This window comes from Gemmatimonadota bacterium (genome assembly GCA_016714015.1).
In the GTDB taxonomy this organism is placed as follows: domain Bacteria; phylum Gemmatimonadota; class Gemmatimonadetes; order Gemmatimonadales; family Gemmatimonadaceae; genus Pseudogemmatithrix.
Window position 1 is genome coordinate 30068 of record JADJNZ010000010.1, and the last position, 17795, is coordinate 47862.

Sequence of the window (17795 nt, forward strand, 5' to 3'; positions counted from 1 at the left end):
CATCGTCGTTCACCCCTTCGACCTCCATCCTTCAGCCTTCATCCGTGACGCTACTTCGGCTCCAGCGCCTGCTTGATCTGGAACCTCGCCTCCGCGATGTGCGCGCGGGTCACCGCATCCGCGGCCTTCGCCGCCGCCGACGCCAGCTGCCCGTCGAGCGTGCGGAGTTCCTGCCGCACGAGCGCCTTCACGTCGGTGCTCGGCCGCGCGGCCGCCGTGTAGACCTGGCCCGTCTGCGCGCTGCTGGAGATGCGCGGGGTGGCCGACGGCGTCGCGTTGAGCTTCGCGATCGTCGCCTCGAGATAGATGCGCTGCAGGCCGCGGCGGTACGCATCCACGCGCACCGAGCCGGCGCCGAGCTCGCTCCAGATGCCCGTGCGGATGTCGGCGAGGTACTCCGACAGCGCGTAGGTGCCGCTCGCGCCCGGCAACGCCTCGTACTCCATGAGGCGGGCCATGCGCTCGTCGTTCATCAGGGTGACGAGGATGCCGCGCTGCGCGTTGTTGATGCGCGCCACCGCGCCCTCCGGCTCGAGCCGGCGCAGCAGCGCGGGGTCCAGCAGCCAGGTCGGCGTGGTGAAGAGCTGGTCCTGGACGAACTTCACCGCGGCCTTCTGCTGCGCACGCGGCATCGGCGTGAAGCGCGGGCCCGGCTGCGACCCGTACTTCTCCTGGCCGGTCGACGAACCGGGGATGGTCGCCACGTGGCGCATCTCGGTCACGAACTGGCCGACGAGGCGATTGTACGCCTCTTTCGTGAACGAGATGTCCTCCGTCGCCTGGGTCGTCGCCGGGAGGATCATCGGCACGAGGCGCTTGAGGTTCCGGATGCCGAGCTCGGTGCTCTTCACCGCATCGGCGTCACCCACCGCCTCGGAGTACGCGGTGAAGGGGATCGCGCCGAAGTCATCGGGGATGCCGTAGCGGAGCCACGGCGTGCTGTCCTGCTCGCGCGCGATCGCGTCGAGCGCCGCGCGCTCGTCATCGGGCGTGCGGGCGCCGGGGATCGGCATGTAGCCCCACCGGATGGCGTACTTGTCGTGCACGCCCACGGTCGGGATGAGCTTGTCCACCGGGATGTTGTCCTCGGGCTGCGCGACGTAGTTGAAGCGCGCGTAGTCCATGATCGTCGGCGAGTGCCCCATCCGCTCCACCCACGTGCGCGAGCGCACCGAGTCGGCCGGGTACTGGCTCGAGGCGAACTGGTTGTGCGGGAGGCCGAGCGTGTGGCCGACCTCATGCGCCACGACGAACTGCACCAGGCGCCCCTGCAGCGAGTCGGGCAGCGGGAGCCGGGCGGCACGCGCATCGAGCGGGCCGACCTGCGTCCAGTACCACCACGTCTGCAGGTTCATGATGTTGTGGTACATGTTGACGTCGGCGTTGAGGATCTCGCCGCTGCGCGGGTCGGTGTCGCTCGGCCCGTTCGCGTTCTCGATCGTCGACGGCAGCCACCGGATGCTGGAGTAGCGCGCATCCTCGAGCGAGAAATCGGGGTCGTCCTTCGGGACCTCGCGCGCCACGATCGCATTGCGGAAGCCCGCGGCCTCGAACGCCGCCTGCCATTCCTCGACGCCCTTCTTCACGAACGGCACGAGCCAGGTCGGCGTCGCCGGGTCGATGTAATAGACGATCGGCTTCACCGGTTCCGAGATCGCGGCGTTCGGGTCCTTCTTCTCCAGGCGATAGCGGGCGATGAAGTTGCGCTGCTGCGCGCGCTGCTCCGGACGGCTGAAATCGATCGTGCTCGTGTAGAAGTAGCCGATGCGCGAGTCCCGGAGCCGCGGCATCATCGGCCGCTCGGGGAGCTTCACCATCGACCAGTGCACGACGACCGACTTGGTCGACGTCGGCGTGCCCGGCGCCGGCTGGGCCGGCGGGAGCCCGGGGAAGAACGACTGCGCCTGCGGCTGCGCATTGATCGTGAGCGCGGCCTCGACCTCGATGTTGGTCGGGTAGGCGGCGACGCGCTCCATGAAGCTCCGCGCCGCGTCGAGCTGCCCGCGGATCGCCTGGATCGCGCTCACCTCGTTGGGCGGCGACGTGTAGAGCCGCGTCACGTCGATCACCGGCGCCGAGTCGGGGCCGTAGGCCGCGACGGGGAAGACGGCGAGGATCGCGTCGAAGTTGGAGTTCCGCACCGCCTCGGCGATCGGCGCCGACGGGTCGGACATGATCGCGTACGAGACGTTCCGGAAGAGCACGCGGTTGCCGCGACGTTCCCAGCGCACGACGCGCGTGTCGATCGGCTCGCCGCCGTAACCATCACCCTCGTTGTTCTTCGCGATCTGCGTGACGAGCAGCATGTCCTTGCCGAACTCGCCGGCCGGGATCTCGTAGTAGAGCGAGCTCCCGATCATGTGCGTCTTGAAGAGTCCGGACTTGGTCTTGACGTCGCCGCGGATGACCTGCGCGTACGCACGCGGCGCGGGCTCGGCCGCGGCGGCACCGGGGCCGCCGCCCTGCGCATTCGCGCCGGGGCCGCCCGGCGCGCCGGGAGCCGGAGCGCCCGGCGTGGTCGGGGTCGGGGCACTGGGAGCCGGGGTGCCCGCAGGGGCGGGCGTCGGCGCCGGCGTCGTGGTGGGGGCGGCGGGCTGGCACGCGAGGGCCAGCACGGCGAGCCCCGCCGCGATCGTGATCGGACGAGTGGGCTTCATTGGTGATGATGGGTTGAGGAACGACGGACTGGGACGGTGGGAGCGTCGCGGAAAAGATGGGCCGCGCGCGGCCGTACCGCCACGGCTACGCGCGCGGCGCCGCGCCCGTCCGGATGGCCTCGGAGCCGAACCGCTCCCGGACCCGGTCCACCGCGCGCGACACCGCGCGGTCCTGCGGCCGCTCCACCGCCGTCGCCGGCGAGGCGAACAGCCCGAGCTGCTCCGCATCGCGTGCCGCGACCAGGTTGCCGAGCGCCACGCCCACCAGGCGCGCCGAGACGGGGCGCGCCGCGCGCAACTTGCCGAGCAGTCCCACGGCGACATCCGCCACGGCGCGATCGCTCTCGAGCGGCTCCGGCAGCGTGCGGCTCGCCAGGCGCGTCGTGAAGTCGGCGTCCTTGAGCTTCACGGTCACCGTACGTGCCGCCAGCTTGTCGCCGCGCATCGACGCGGCCGTCTTCGCCGCGAGCCCGCGCAGGATCGCCGCGATCGCCGCCGTGTCCTGCACGTCGCGGCTGAACGTCGTCTCGTGGCTGATCTGCTTGGCGCTCGCGCGCGCCTCGACCGGCGTCGTGTGGATCCCGCGCACCCGCGCCCAGAGCCACTCCGCCGGTCGGCGACCGATCCACCGCGCGAGCGTCGTGCGGTCGTGCGGCAACACGTCGTCCACACGCACCATCCCCAGCGAGGCGAGCTTCGACTGCAGCTTCGGCCCCACGCCCGGCAGCTCGGCGAGCGCGAACCCCCGCAGGAACTCGGCCTCGCCGCCGTCCGGAACGATCCGCACCCCTGTCGCGCCGGTGCCCGGCCGTGGCTTCGCGCGCTCGGCCGCGAGCTTCGCGACGAGCTTCGACGGGCCGCCGCCGATCGAGAGCCACATCCCCGTCTCCTTGTGGACGGCCTCACGGATGCGGCGCGCGGACGCCTCGAGCGGTTCGTGCTCGTACAGCGCCTCCGTGCCCGTGAGGTCGAGGTACCACTCGTCGATGCTCGCCCCCTCCACCACCGGGGTGTATCGCGCGAGGACGGCCCCGATCGCCCGTGACGTCGTTCCGCACGCTTGCCGGGGCACCGGGACGCACATCGCCTGCGGGCAGAGCCGCAGTGCCTGCGCGATCGGCATCGCCGATCGCACGCCGAAGGCCCGCGTCTCCCACGAGGCGGAGCATACCACGCCCCGAGATCCCGGACGCCCGCCCACGATGAGCAACGTCGCCTTGCCGGCCCCTTCGGGATCCGCCATGCGCGCCACCGCCACGAAGAAGGCGTCGGCGTCGGCGTGGAGGATGCGGCGGGCGGTCATGCGTGGAACGTATCTCGCGCCGTGCCGCGCGGCGAGCGTCCCCGGCGACGGCTCCCTATAATTCCGCCCCATGACGCCGGAACGCGCCTTTCCCCTCTGGTTGCCCGATCCCGAACGCGCGGCCGACAGCGTGATGCAGCGGTTCTTCCGCTCCGCGAGCACCCGGCCGGGCGCGCCCGCGCCCGATGCGCCCTACACTGCCTGGCACGCCTGGTCCGTCGCGCACCCCGAGCACTTCTGGCGGGCGCTCTACCACTTCGGGCAGGTCCAGGGCGAGCACTATCGGCCCGAGACACCGAGCGAGCGTATCAGCAGTGCCGACTTCGGGCCCGAGGACATCCTCGAGCGCGGGGACCTCATGGCGCCTCCCGCCGCCGCCGGGCGCCCGGGGCCCCGCTGGTTCCGCCGCACCCACCTCAACTATGCCGAACGCGTCATCAGCGCGGATGGCGACACGCTCGCGATCGTGGCCCGCGACGAGACGGGGCGGCGGCGCCAGCTCACGCGCACGGAGTTGTCGGACGCGGTGCGCCGCTGCGCGGGCGCGTTTCGCGCCGCCGGTGTGGAGCGCGGGGACCGCGTCGTCGGGTTCCTCCCCAACATCCCCGAGGCGGTCGTCGCCGCGCTCGCCGCCGCGAGCATCGGGGCCGTCTGGTCCTCCTGCTCCCCCGACTTCGGTGTCGGTGGCGTGCTCGACCGCTTCGGGCAGATCGCACCCAAGGTGCTGATCGTCGCCGACGGATATCGCTACGGGGGCAAGCGCATCGATTGCATCGCGCGCACCGCCGAGATCGTCGCGGCGCTCCCGTCGGTCGAGCAGCTCGTGGTCGTCCCGTTCCTCGGCGACGCCGCAGCGACCGCCGCGCGCGCGGAGCGCCTCCCGACGAGCACCACGTGGGATGCCTTCCTCGAGCGAGGCACGGACGCGCCGCTCGTCTTCGAGCGCGTGCCCTTCGATCATCCGCTGTTCATCATGTACAGCTCCGGCACCACCGGACTGCCCAAGTGCATGGTCCATGGGCACGGCGGCACGATCCTCCAGCATCTGAAGGAGCATCTCCTCCACGGGGACCTGCAGTTGGGTGAGCGCATCTTCTACTTCACCACCTGCGGATGGATGATGTGGAACTGGCTCCTCTCCGCGCTCGCGGCCTACGCGACGATCATCCTCTACGACGGGGCGCCGCTCCCCGACGCGAACCCGGCGATCCTCTGGGACCTCGCGGCCGAGGAAGAGGTCGCGGTCTTCGGCACGAGCGCGAAGTTCCTCGCGATGTCGGAGAAGCTCGGCCTCGCACCGGCGCGCACGCATGACCTGCGCGCGCTGCGCATGATCCTCTCCACGGGAAGCCCGCTCGCCGAGCATTCGTACGACTACGTCGTGCACGACGTGAAGCCGGGCGTGCACCTCGCGAGCATCTCCGGCGGCACCGATCTCATCTCCTGCTTCGCGCTCGGCAACCCGCTGCTGCCGGTCTGGCGCGGCGAGCTCCAGTGCCTGGGACTCGGGATGGCCGTCGAGGTCCTCGACTCGGATGGCGATCCGGTGCGCGGCGAGGCCGGCGAGCTGGTCTGCACGCGGCCCTTCCCGTCGATGCCCGTCGCGTTCTGGAACGATCCCGATGGCGCGAAGTACCGCGCGGCGTACTTCGACGTCTTCCCCGGCGTGTGGCGGCACGGCGACTGGGCCGAGATCACCGCGCACGACGGGCTCATCATCCACGGCCGGAGCGACGCGACGCTCAATCCCGGCGGCGTGCGCATCGGCACGGCGGAGATCTACCGGCAGGTCGAGCAGCTTCCCGAGGTACTCGAGAGCGTCGTGATCGGGCAGGACGTGGGGAGCGGGACGGAGAAGGATGTGCGCATCGTGCTCTTCGTCCGGCTGCGCGACGACCTCCTCCTCGACGACGCGCTCCGCGCGCGCATCAGGGCCGCGATCCGCGAGGCGACGAGCCCGCACCACGTGCCCAAGGTCATCGAGCAGGTCGCCGACATCCCGCGCACGATCAGCGGCAAGATCTCCGAGATCGCGGTGCGTGACGTGGTGCACGGTCGGCCGGTGAAGAACACCGACGCGCTGGCGAATCCCGGTTCGCTCGCGCTCTTCCGGGACCTGCCGGCGCTGGTGGTCTGACCGGGCGTGCGCGGGCCGGCATGACCGACCTGCTGGACGCCCCGCCGCCGGCGCAGGGTATATTTGGGTGATGACCGGACCCGTCCCCTGCGCGGAGCATCGCATGCGAGTGCCAGACTGGTCGACCCACAGCGTCTGGGGACGCTGGTGGACGAGCGCCCGCACGGGCGCGCGCGCGAACTGAGTCGAGGATGAAGGGAGAAGGAGGAAGGGTGAAGGACCGGCCTTCTTCCTTCCTCCTTCTCCCTGCTCCCTTCGCTCGCCTTCCTCCTTCAGCCTCCATCCGTCCCATGGCCACCGCCACCAAGCCGTCCGCCGAGTCCGCCCACGACACGTTCCCCATCAACGGCACCGACTACATCGAGTTCTGGGTCGGCAACGCCAAGCAGTCGATGCTCTTCTACCGCGCCGCCTTCGGTTTCCAACTCAAGGCGTACCGCGGTCCTGAGACCGGCGTGCGGGACCGCGCCTCGTACCTGCTCGAGCAGGGCAAGATCCGACTCCTCCTCACCTCGCCGATGGGCCCCGAGGGCGAGATGGCGGCGCACATCGCGCTGCACGGCGACGGCGTGAAGGATCTCGCGTTCTGGGTCGACGACTGCCGCGACGCGTACGCCAAGGCCCTCGAGCGAGGCGCCGTCTCGGCGCGCGCTCCGGAGGTGCTCAAGGACGAGCATGGCGAGATCGTCGTCGCCGCCATCCGCACCTACGGCGACACCATCCACTCGCTCGTCGAGCGCCGGAACTACCGCGGACTCTTCATGCCGGGCTACCGTCCCGCCGAGTCGCCGTTCATGCCGGCGGATGTCGGCCTCAAGTACGTCGACCACTGCGTCGGCAATGTCGAACTCGGCCGGATGAACCACTGGGTGGACTTCTACTCCAAGGTGCTCGGGTTCTACAACCTGCTGTCGTTCGACGACAAGACGATCAGCACCGAGTACTCGGCGCTCATGTCGAAGGTGATGAGCAACGGGAACGGGCGGATCAAGTTCCCGATCAACGAGCCGGCGCAGGGCAAGAAGAAGTCGCAGATCGAGGAGTACCTCGACTTCTATCGCGGCCCGGGGGTGCAGCACATCGCGGTCGCCACGGACGACATCATCACGACGGTGCGCGCGCTGAAGGCCCGCGGCGTGGAGTTCCTCTCCATCCCCAAGTCCTACTACGAGACCGTGCTCGACCGCGTCGGGAAGATCGACGAGGACATCGCGCCGCTCGCCGAGCTCGGGATCCTGGTGGACCGGGATGACGAGGGCTACCTGCTGCAGATCTTCACCAAGCCGGTGCAGGACCGGCCGACGCTCTTCTTCGAGATCATCCAGCGGAAGGGCGCGAAGAGCTTCGGGGCCGGCAACTTCAAGGCGCTCTTCGAGAGCATCGAGCGCGAGCAGGCGCTCCGGGGCAACCTGTAATGCCGTTCTATCACACCCTCGGCCAGATCCCGCGCAAGCGGCACATCGCGTTCCGCAAGCCCGACGGGTCGCTCTATCATGAGCAGCTCGTCGGCATCGAGGGCTTCACCGGGCCGTCGGCACTGCTCTATCACGTGCATCCCCCCACGACGGTGAAGTCGGTCCGGCGCCTGGCCGAGACGCCGTACGAGGAGGACACCGACCGCACGCTGCGGCACCGGCACTTCCGCACCGCGCCCATCGCGCGCGGCGGGAGTCCGACACTCGACCGCGTCCCGATGCTCTTCAACAATGACATCGCGATGCTGTACGTGGCGCCCGACAAGCAGGACGAGCACTTCTACCGGAATGCGCAGGGCGACGAGGTCGTGTACGTCGCGGAAGGCGAGGGGACCCTCGAGACGCAGTACGGCGACCTCGAGATCCGGCCGGGGGACTATCTCGTCATCCATCGGCACATCCTGCACCGCTATCGCTTCACCAAGCCGGCGAAGCTGCTCGTGATGGAGAGCCGCGGGCATGTGCGCCCGCCCTCGCGCTACCTCAACAACGTCGGGCAGGTGGTGGAGGGCGCCCCCTACAGCGAGCGCGACTTCCGCATCCCGCGCACGTTGCGCACGCATGACGAGAAGGGCGACTTCCCGATCGTCATCAAGCAGTACAACGGCCTCAACGAGGTCGTCCTCGACCACCACCCGCTCGACGTGATCGGATGGGACGGGCAGTTCTACCCGTGGGCCTTCAACATCCACGATTTCGAGCCGATCGTCGGCAAGGTCCATCAGCCGCCGCCGGTGCACCAGACGTTCCAGGGTGACGGCTTCGTGATCTGCTCGTTCTGCCCGAGACCGTACGACTTCCATCCCGAGGCGATCCCGGCTCCCTACAACCACAGCAACGTGGACAGCGACGAGGTGCTCTTCTACGCCTCGAGCGAGTTCATGAGCCGGAAGGGGATCGAGTACGGCAGCATCACGCACCATCCGGACGGCATCCCGCACGGCCCGCACCCCGGCCGCTACGAGGGGAGCATCGGGATGACCCACACGAACGAGCTCGCGGTGATGATGGACTCGTTCCGCCCGCTCAAGGTGGCGAAGGCGATCCTGCCGTTCGAGGACAAGAAGTACCAGTTCTCGTGGATCGAGGGGGGTGGGGAAGGGCCGGGCTTCGCGCCGCCGACGTCCTGATGATCATCCGTCTCGCCGATCTCGATCCACCGAAGCGCCACGCCTGGCTCACCCCGCTCATCGCGCCGCGTCCCATCGCGCTCGTGAGCACGGTGAGCGCGGCCGGCGTGGGCAACCTCGCGCCATTCAGCTTCTTCGCGATGGGCGGACAGAATCCGCAGTCCGTCGCATTCTGCCCGGTGGCCGATCGAGACGGGAATCCCAAGGACACGCTCCGCAACCTCCTCGAGACCGGCGAGTTCGTCATCAACGTCGTCTCGCGGGCCATGGCCGAGCGGGTCAACCAGGCGTCGGCGCCGTATCCGCCCGACGTGGACGAACTGGATGCCGTGGGATTCACCCGCGCCGCCTCGACCGTGGTGCGGCCGTGGCGCGTGGCGGAGAGCCCGGCGCAGTTGGAGTGCCGGGTCTTCCAGGTGGTGCCCCATGGATCCGGGCCGCAGCACAGCACCTGGGTGATCGGCGAGGTGCTCGTCGCGCACGTCGATGACGCGGTGCTCGGCGAGGACGGACTCCCCGACACGGCGAAGGTGAATCCCGCGGCACGCATGGGGCGACAGGAGTGGTCGCATGTGACGGCGGAGAGCATGTTCATCCTCGCGCGACCCACGACCGTCAGTCCCGGGCCGACCACGGGCCCGCCGCCGCCGCGGCGCACGCTCGGCCAGTGACAGGCGCCCCCGCGCGTGCATCGGGCGGGGCGGCGAAACGGGGGGACGCACGGAGGGCCGAGACACGATGGTCTCGGCCCTCGTAGCATCGTCCTCGGAGGAGCACGGCGGCATGGCCGGGGAAGCACGGATGGCTTCCGATTGTCCGAGTCGATGTCGGTGGGTGCGTTGCCTGCCACCACACCGTGCTGCCCGCACGGCGGCGGGTATGAAGCAGCGGGTCCACGCACGCTCGCCTTGGCGCTTTGCTCCGTCCGGGGACGGAAGGTCGGGACCAGGTGCCCGATCCGCTTCAGGCATCGCGGAGGCGTCGCCCTCGCTCTGCACGGTCACTATTCACCTCGCCGACGGCGCGCGCAATGGCGAGAATCCCGACAGCGCCGTCATCCGGCCTGTGTAGGCACAGGCGCGTGACAGCGATCCCCTTACGGCGCGATCGGGGTCGCCGGACGAAGTCGCGGATTGAACGCGTATTCGCCGCCGGTCAACGGGATCAGCGTTCGCGCGGTGTCGTAGCCGACCTTCACGGTCTCGATCGTCGCCGCCTGCAGCAGCAGGTCGGAGATGGTGAACGCGCCGTCGGCCCCACTCACGGTGCTCTTGCCGTCGATGGTCACCGAGGCGCCAGCGATGGGCGCGTTGGTCGTCGCGTCCACCACGACGCCCCGCACATGCGTCGTGACCCGCTCGCGCGGGCCGGTGAGCGTTGGCGGGCCCTGGTCGACGTAGCCCTCACGGTGCCCGCCCTGCGGGCCGATGCAGGCCGACGCGAGGAGGAGCAGGAATGCCGGGACGGGGGCGACCGCACGATGCATGGATGGACGCTAAGCGACCTCGGCGTACGCGGCAAGAAGAAGGTCGGCAGAGGCCGCCGAGAGGGAGAACGGATACCTTTGACGCATGGCGCGGGCGACGTCACGTCTCCCCCTCCGCATCCCGCGTCGCCCCGCATCGAGCATCACACCGCCTTCTTCCTTCGGCCTTCTGCCTGCTGTCATGCCCTTCACGAATCGCTTCGATGCGCTCCCGCTCTATCTGCTCGCGACGATCCCCCAGAAGAAGCGCGACCTGATCGGGCGTGGCGTCGACGTGATCGACCTCGGCGCTGGTGACGCCGACCTCGCCGCCCCGCCGGCCGCGATCGCCGCCCTCAAGGCCGCCGTCGACGATCCCGGCATGAGCCGGTACGGGTTCGGCCTCGGCCTTCCCGCATTCCGCGACGCGGTGGCCGCCTGGATGCAGAAGCGCTTCGGCCATCGCTTCGACCCCCTCAAGGAGATCGTCCCGCTCATCGGATCCAAGGAGGGCATCGCCCACCTCTGCTTCGCCTACCTCCAGAAGGGCGATGTGGCGATCATCCCCGATCCCGGCTACCTCGCCTACCTGGGCGGCACGCTGCTCGGCGAGGCCGAACCCTACCTCTACCCGATCACGCCGCGCACGAACTTCCTCGTCGACCTCGACGAGATCCCCGAGGACGTGCTCCGGCGCACGAAGTTGCTGTTCCTCAACTATCCGAACAATCCCACCGCGGCGATCGCGCCCGTCGAGTATCTCCAGAAGGTCGTGCGCATCTGCAGGGAACGCGGGATCATCCTGGTGTATGACAACGCGTACTCGGAGATGACCTTCGACGGCTACGTGGCGCCGAGCATCTTCGACATCCCCGGGGCGCGCGACGTGGCGATCGAGTTCCATTCGCTCTCCAAGACCTACAACATGACGGGTTGGCGCTGCGGATGGGCGTGCGGCAACGCCGCCGTCGTCGGTGCGCTCGCCAAGGTGAAGAGCTTCCTCGACACCGGCCAGTTCATGGCGGTGCAGAAGGCGGGCATCGCCGCGCTCGAGTCGTGGGAGTCGTGGGTGCCGGGGAACGTCGCCGTCTTCAAGGAGCGCCGCGACGCCGCGGTCACCGCCTTCCGTGCGAACGGATTCCCGGGCGTGGAGGTCCCCAAGGCCTCGATGTACCTCTGGGTCCCGCTCCCCGCCGGCGTGCCGTCGATGGAGTTCCACGAGCGCTGCATGCAGGAGGAAGGCGTGATCGTCCTCGCGGGCGCCGCGCTCGGCGCGGGCGGCGAGGGCTTCTTCCGCATCTCGTTCATCACGAGTCCGGCCCGCATCGCCGAGGCGGCGGTGCGATGCGGGCGCGTGCTGAAGAAGATGACCGGTGCCTGATGCGCCTCGGTCTCGCGTCGCTGCTCGTGGCCGCTGGGTGCGCCTCGTTCGTGGCGCGCGATCCCGCGCCACTTCGGTCTCGGCAGGTGCGCCTCGATCATGGCATCACGCTGCCGGTCGCGCCGCTTCTCCTCACGCTCCCCGAGATCGCGACGTTCCGTTTCGTCGCGCCCGACTCGCTCGCCCTCGGGCTCACGGCGGAGGATGCGACGAGCGTCGGTCTCCGGGAACCGCGCGAGTTGCGTGAGGCCGTCGGGACGGTCCTGCTCGGACTCGGCTGGGAGGTCATTCCCGACTCTGCCGCGTTCGAGCTGGCGCTCTTCATGACCGCACGCACGGTACGACGGACGGAACAGCGGACGGAATCGTACCCCGATCCGAACGCGACGCTCCCGCGATGCGGCTACACGCGCGAGGATCGACCGGGCGTGAACTGTACGAAGGATCCGAACCCGGTACGCACGGTCAATGTCCCGGTCGTCGATGTCGAGCGCCGCCTCATGCTGGTGCTGCGCCGCCGCGTGGATGGCGCGCACCATTGGTGGAGCTATGCCCCCGCGGATCTCGAGGGAGTGAAAGCCGCGGTCGCGCGAGACCTGCTCCGGATGCGGCTCACGCCCGCGCCGTGATGTTCGTCGTCCGAGTCCCCATCATCGCGATGCTGCTCGTGGCCGCGGGCTGCGGAAGCAGGGTGGGGTCGCGCGGTCCGCGAGACGACGGCGCCCCAGTCGTCACGCGCCTGATCCCGCTCGGCGCGGGCATCGCCCTCCCCGCCGGGGAGATCATCGCCGCGCTGCCCAAGGACGCGCGATATCGCTTCGTCGCACCGGACTCGCTCGTCCGTGGCGCGACCCGCGACGACCTGGCGGATGGGGCGACGGCGCGCGCGCTCCGTGCGAGCATCGGAACCGTTTTGCAGAGCCAAGGCTGGCGCGAGTCCCCCGACTCGTCGGGCTATGACCTCTCCGCCTTCGTCGCGACCAGGACGGTGACGCGCACCGAGGAGCGTCACGAGAGCATCGCCCCGCCACCGACGGGCGGACTCCCCCGCTGTGATCCGTCGCGCGGGACGAACCAGCCGCGGTGCACGAGCGAGCCGGAGCGACCGCGCACGCGGACGGTCCGCGTTTCGGTGCCGGTGCCGGTGATGCGCGTGGTCGTGATCATGCGCCGCAGGAGTGACGGCGCGGTCCGGTACTGGATCCAGGAGGACCAGAGCCGTCCGTCCCTGGAGCCGCTCGTCGCGCGTGATCTCGTGCGCCTGTTCGCGCGCCGTGTCGACTGACGATCCGCGATCCTCCCGCGCGGTCGCGCTCGCCGCGCCCGGACGCTACCTTCTCGCGATGCAGGCGACCCGCGGGGAGCACGTCGCTTCGATCGAGCGTGATGTGCGCGCGATTCTCCGGCGGCGCGCGCTCGTCATCGGAACGCTCGTGGCCGCCGCCACCGCGGCCTGCGCGACCACCGGCGGTCGGACCGCCACGCGCGAGTTCGTGGGTGGCACGGCCCTCGCGCCCGGCGCGGCCCTCACCTCGCTACCGGACAGCGGCAGCTACGCGTGGATCGATGCGTCCGCGAGCATCCTGCACGCGACCGTGGCGGACGACCGACGGAGCGAGGACCCAGGGATGCCAGGGCTGCGCGAGGACGTCGCCATCGTCCTGCGCGCGCGGGGCTGGCGCGAGGTGCCGGCGGACGAGGCGGGGTACCGCCTCACGATCGCGCGCATCCATCGTCCCGATCCGGCGCGCAATCCGGCGCAGAACAGCGGCCTCCTCCCCAACGCCGCGATGCCGCGCTGCACTGGCGCCGTCGGCGAGCGTCGCGACGTGAACTGCACCACGCGCCCCGACGACGTCCGGAGTGGGGATCCGATGACGATCGATCGATACGGCTCTTGGGTGGTCCTCGTGATGCGCCGACGCGACGGCGCACTGTATACGGCGAAGCGGACATTGGTGTGGGATCAGCAGCCCGCCGACGTCGATTTTGCCGAGCCGGTGTTCCTCCTCCTGCGCGCGGCTCGCCCATAGCGGTCGGCCGCGCCTGCGTTCCGCAGCCGCTTCGCGTAGTTTCCCGGCACGCGCCCCGCGGTGCGTGCGCGCACGGTCTGCGCGGCCACATCCCTTCTCGCGAGCCACCGATCCGATGCGACGTTCGCTCTCCTTCCTCGCCCTCCTGATGCTTCCCGCCGCGCTCCCCGCGCAGCGCGCGATGCTTCCCAACGACTGGCACCGCGTCACCACCCTCTCCGCGCCGGCGATGTCGCCGGACGGCAAGCTCGTGGCCTTCACCGTCACGACGGTGAACGAGCGCGAGAACCGTCGGCACAACGAGGTATGGGTGGTCTCGACCACCGGCGGCGATCCGATGCGCTACACGGCGCCGGCCACCGAGAGCAGCAACCCGCGGTTCTCGCCGGACGGCAAGTGGCTCTTCTTCTCGTCGCAGCGGTCGGGCGGCACGGGCAACACCTGGGCGATCCGCATGGACGCCCCCGGCGGCGAGGCCACGCAACCGGCCGACTATCCGGCGGGCTCCTGGCCGCGCGACGGCAAGTTCGCCGCATTCAGCGCGACGGTGACGACGGAAGGGCAGGGCGGACCGCGCGCCGACAGCTCGCGCGCCGACCCGTATGCGAAGATGGCGCCGATGGCGCGTCCGCCGTACGGCGCGATCACGCGCCCGGTGGACCCGTCGCGCTTCGATGGCCGCCACATCACCGAGACGCGCTACAAGGCCAACGGCCAGGGGTTCCTCCCCGGACCGCGCGAGGCGCGCGTGATCCGGCCGGAGCAGATCTTTACGCAGGTCCCGGGCGCCAAGCGCGTGCAGGTCACCGACACCCGCTACTCGCATCGCTCGGTCACCGTCTCGCCCGACGGCAAGTGGATCGCGTTCATCGCCGACGTCGACCTCCGGTCGGATTCCGTCGTCGCGCGCACCGCGGACTCGCTCGCGCTGCTCCCGTACGATGCCGCGCGCGACGAGGTCGACCGCAATCTCAATGACATCTATGTGATCCCGGTCGCGGGCGGCACGCCGCGCAAGGTCGCGACGATCCCCGGCGCCGAGTCCGACCTCGCGTGGTCGCCCGATGGCCGCCGGATCGCGTTCATCCATCGCCCCGGTCGCGTGAAGCAGGCGCACCTCGGCGTCCTCGACGTCGCGAGCGGTCAGGTCACGCCGCTCGCGCCGGACTGGCGGTACGAGCCGAACGGCCTCGAGTGGCTCCCCGCCGGCGACATCGCGGTCTGGGCCGACATCGGTGGATCGAGCGGTCTCTTCATGATCAACCCGCGCGACGGGCGCCTCCGCGAATCGCTCGGCGGGCGCCGCAAGATGAGCGGCTTCACCTTCGACGGCGCGGGTCGGCAGGTCGCGTACGTCGCGACGAGCGTGAACGCGCCGACCGAGTTGTTCATCGCCGGCGCCGACGGCAAGGGGGAGCGCAAGCTCACCAGCTTCAACGACGCGCTCAACCGCGATGTCGCCTGGTCCGGGGCGGAGCGCTTCACCTATCGCTCGGTCGGCGACCTCGAGATCGAGGGCTGGCTCATGAAGCCGTTCGGCTACGTCGAGGGCCGGAAGTACCCGCTCGTGCTCTACATCCACGGCGGCCCGCACAGCCAGTATGGCGAGCAGTGGTTCGACGAGACGCAGAACCTCGCGGCCGCGGGGTTCATGGTGCTCTACACCAACCCGCGCGGCTCCAGCGGGTACGGCGCGGACTTCACCTACTCCACCCGAGGCCGCTGGTTCGCCGAGGACTTCCAGGACCTCATGAAGGCAGTGGACATCGCCGCGGCGCGCGCCGATGTCGACTCGACCCGCATGGGGGTCACCGGCGGCTCCTACGGCGGCGTGATGACGGCTTGGATCACCACCAAGACCGACCGCTTCAAGGCGGCGCAGGCCGATCGCATGATCAGCAACTGGTGGTCATGGTACGGCACCTCCGACGCGCAGGGCCTCACCGAGTTCGAGTTCTACGGCCGGCCGCAGGACAACCCGGCGATGTACGACTCGCTCTCGCCCATCCGGAACGTGCGGCGCGTGCGCACGCCGACGTTCATCCTCCAGAGCGAGGAGGACCACCGGACGCCGATGACGGACGCCGAGCAGTGGTTCGCCGCGCTCAAGCGGCAGGGCGTGCCGGTGGAGTTCGTGCGCTACCCGCGCTCGACGCACGACCTCTCGCGCACGGGCGAGCCCTGGCTGCTCGTCGACCGCCTCGGGCGGTTGCGCGACTGGTTCGGGTACTGGCTCAAGCCCTGATCGATCGACGCCCGCCCGTCAGCGCACGACGGCGCCGCCCTTCATCACGAAGCGGATGCGCCGGAGTGCGCTGATGTCGGCGGTCGGGTCCCCCTCGACCGCGACGAGATCGGCCAGCAGCCCGTCGCGGATCGAGCCGAGCTCGCTGGACAGCCCGAACAGCCGCGCATTCCCACTCGTCGCGGCGCGGAGCGCTGCTGGGGCGCGCAACCCGTACGCGACCATCAACTCGGCCTCCCATGCGTTGGTGCCGTGCGCGTACACCCCCGCGTCGCCACCCATGCAGAGCGGGACGCCGGCCTCGATCGCGAGGCGGAACGACGCGCGCTTCGCGAGCATCCGTGCGGTGGGCGCCTGTCCCTCCCGCCATCCCGCGTGCCGCGCCGTCGCCTCGACGGCCGCGAGCGTCGCGCAGTATCCGACGCCACGCGCGGCCATCAGGCGGAACGTCTCCGCGGTGCCGCCGTCGCCGTGCTCGATCATCGCCACGCCGGCGCGCACGGCGCGCTGCATCCCCTCGTCGGTGGCCGCGTGCGCCACGACCTTCCGCCCGCTCGACGCGGCGACCTCGACGAGCGTCCGCAACTCGGCTTCCGTGAAGGTGGGTCGTGCCTCGCTGTTCGGGCCCCACCGGTAGTCGGCGTAGACCTTCACCCAGTCGGCCCCGTGGCCGATCTGGTCGCGCGCCGCACGCGTGAGCCCTTCGGTGCCATCCGCCTCCGTCGCGCCCTGCGGCGCCTCCCATTCGCTCGCGAAGCCCTTCGGGCCGTACGACCCCGTCGCGACGATCGCCTTCGACGAGATCAGCAACCGGGGGCCCGGGATGATCCCCTGGTCGATCGCCTGCTTGAGCCCGAAGTCGGCGTAGCCGGCGCCCTCGGTGCCGAGGTCTCGCGCCGTGGTGAAGCCGGCCTCGAGGGTCGCGCGCGCGTGATTGACGGCGCGCGCCGTGCGCAGGCTGAGCGGCTCCTTCAGCACCTGGTCGTTCCAACTCGTCTCGTCGTACGGATGGAGGAAGAGGTGCGTGTGGCCCTCGATCAGCCCGGGGATGAGCGTCGTGCCGCGCAGCTCGCGCACGGTCGTCCCCTCGGGTGCACGCACTTGTGCGCGCGGGCCCACCGCCGCGATCCGTTGTCCGCGCACGAGTACGACCCAACCCGTACGCGCCGAGTCCTCGGTCCCCAGGAAGACACGGTCGGGCACGAGCAGCGTCAGCGCGTCCTGCGCCGCCGCCTCTCCCGTCGCGAAGGGGTTCGCCAGCGCGAGGGCCACGGCGAACGCCGCCGTCGCCAGACGCGACGACGCTCCGGGGTGCATCCGACGGTCTCCGCTCATGTCCGTTGCTCCGGCACGTCGGTGACCCCGCCCGACACGATGAACGCCAGCACATCCGAACTCGGCGCCGTCAGTCGCGTCACGCGGTCGCCCGGGACCACCACCAGCTGGCCCGCGAAGTTGTACGACTGGGGGAAGTAGACCGCCACATCGCCCGGCAGCCCGAGCGTCGTGAGCGACGATTGCGTGATGAATCCGAACGTGCGGACCGCCTTGTCCTGCGAGAGCGCCACCAGCACCGGCTGGTCGAAGCGGCGCTTCTCGCCCACGAACGCGTTGAGCAGGTCCTTCGTCGAGGAGTAGAGCAGCCGCACGAAGGGCAGCCGGTTCAGGAGCTCCTCCATCCAGCGCTCCGCTTGCGCCCAGAGGAAGGTCGTGCCGAGGAACCCGACGAGCGTGATCCCGGCGATCGTGATCGCGAACCCCGCGCCGGGGATGGGCAGCCCGAGCCAGCCATCGACGCGGGTCAGCACGATCCAGCAGACGGCGATCGTGACCACGAGCGGCACCGTGAGGACCAGGCCGCGCAGGAAGTACGTGAGCAGCTTCTTCATGGGCACACAGCGGGAGGGGAGGATGATGCGTAACTTGTGAGCCGTTGGCAGAAGATAACCCCCGACCCCGCACCCCATGG

The 17795-nt window shown here is 70.1% G+C and carries 14 protein-coding genes; 9 read left to right on the plus strand and 5 right to left on the minus strand.

Annotated features, from left to right (window positions below; genetic code table 11):
* Positions 1-50 precede the first annotated feature (50 nt).
* The gene (locus IPJ78_17505; protein MBK7908339.1) at positions 51-2657 is read right to left on the minus strand and encodes a zinc-dependent metalloprotease; all 2607 of its coding nucleotides are present in this window, start codon (positions 2655-2657) and stop codon (positions 51-53) included.
* A gap of 85 nt (positions 2658-2742) precedes the next feature.
* Positions 2743-3960 (minus strand): DNA polymerase IV, encoded by a 1218-nt coding sequence (locus tag IPJ78_17510; protein ID MBK7908340.1) that lies wholly within the window; start codon positions 3958-3960, stop codon positions 2743-2745.
* 70 nt (positions 3961-4030) lie between these two features.
* Here IPJ78_17510 and IPJ78_17515 point away from each other — a divergent pair, with 70 nt between their 5' ends.
* From IPJ78_17515 to IPJ78_17530, 4 genes are all read left to right on the plus strand, one after another.
* Positions 4031-6097 carry an acetoacetate--CoA ligase gene (locus IPJ78_17515; protein ID MBK7908341.1) on the plus strand — a complete coding sequence of 689 codons (2067 nt, stop codon included), beginning with the start codon at positions 4031-4033 and terminating at the stop codon, positions 6095-6097.
* Positions 6098-6387: 290 nt separating this feature from the next.
* The gene (gene hppD / locus IPJ78_17520; GenBank protein ID MBK7908342.1) at positions 6388-7512 is read left to right on the plus strand and encodes a 4-hydroxyphenylpyruvate dioxygenase; all 1125 of its coding nucleotides are present in this window, start codon (positions 6388-6390) and stop codon (positions 7510-7512) included.
* Positions 7512-8702 carry a homogentisate 1,2-dioxygenase gene (locus tag IPJ78_17525; protein ID MBK7908343.1) on the plus strand — a complete coding sequence of 397 codons (1191 nt, stop codon included), beginning with the start codon at positions 7512-7514 and terminating at the stop codon, positions 8700-8702. The genes hppD and IPJ78_17525 overlap by 1 nt, the downstream gene beginning before the upstream one ends.
* Positions 8702-9373, plus strand: a complete 672-nt coding sequence (locus IPJ78_17530; protein MBK7908344.1) for a flavin reductase family protein — start codon at positions 8702-8704, stop codon at positions 9371-9373. The genes IPJ78_17525 and IPJ78_17530 overlap by 1 nt, the downstream gene beginning before the upstream one ends.
* Positions 9374-9798: 425 nt before the next feature.
* Here the strand turns inward: IPJ78_17530 and IPJ78_17535 are convergent, their stop codons facing one another.
* Positions 9799-10188 (minus strand): carboxypeptidase regulatory-like domain-containing protein, encoded by a 390-nt coding sequence (locus IPJ78_17535; protein MBK7908345.1) that lies wholly within the window; start codon positions 10186-10188, stop codon positions 9799-9801.
* Positions 10189-10369: 181 nt separating this feature from the next.
* Between IPJ78_17535 and IPJ78_17540 the strand changes: the two genes are divergently transcribed.
* From IPJ78_17540 to IPJ78_17560, 5 genes are all read left to right on the plus strand, one after another.
* Positions 10370-11548, plus strand: a complete 1179-nt coding sequence (locus IPJ78_17540; GenBank protein ID MBK7908346.1) for an aminotransferase class I/II-fold pyridoxal phosphate-dependent enzyme — start codon at positions 10370-10372, stop codon at positions 11546-11548.
* Complete coding sequence (locus IPJ78_17545) at positions 11548-12177, plus strand: hypothetical protein (protein MBK7908347.1); 630 nt, start codon at positions 11548-11550, stop codon at positions 12175-12177. Before IPJ78_17540 ends, IPJ78_17545 begins: the two co-directional genes overlap by 1 nt.
* Positions 12177-12833, plus strand: coding sequence for a hypothetical protein (locus tag IPJ78_17550; protein ID MBK7908348.1), 657 nt, complete (start codon positions 12177-12179; stop codon positions 12831-12833). Before IPJ78_17545 ends, IPJ78_17550 begins: the two co-directional genes overlap by 1 nt.
* Positions 12834-12891: 58 nt before the next feature.
* Complete coding sequence (locus IPJ78_17555; protein ID MBK7908349.1) at positions 12892-13581, plus strand: hypothetical protein; 690 nt, start codon at positions 12892-12894, stop codon at positions 13579-13581.
* A gap of 115 nt (positions 13582-13696) precedes the next feature.
* Complete coding sequence (locus IPJ78_17560) at positions 13697-15826, plus strand: S9 family peptidase (protein ID MBK7908350.1); 2130 nt, start codon at positions 13697-13699, stop codon at positions 15824-15826.
* Positions 15827-15844: 18 nt separating this feature from the next.
* Here the strand turns inward: IPJ78_17560 and IPJ78_17565 are convergent, their stop codons facing one another.
* Positions 15845-17143, minus strand: coding sequence for an amidohydrolase family protein (locus IPJ78_17565; GenBank protein MBK7908351.1), 1299 nt, complete (start codon positions 17141-17143; stop codon positions 15845-15847).
* A gap of 14 nt (positions 17144-17157) precedes the next feature.
* Positions 17158-17793, minus strand: a complete 636-nt coding sequence (locus tag IPJ78_17570; protein MBK7908352.1) for a DUF502 domain-containing protein — start codon at positions 17791-17793, stop codon at positions 17158-17160.
* Between the last annotated feature and the right edge of the window lie 2 nt (positions 17794-17795).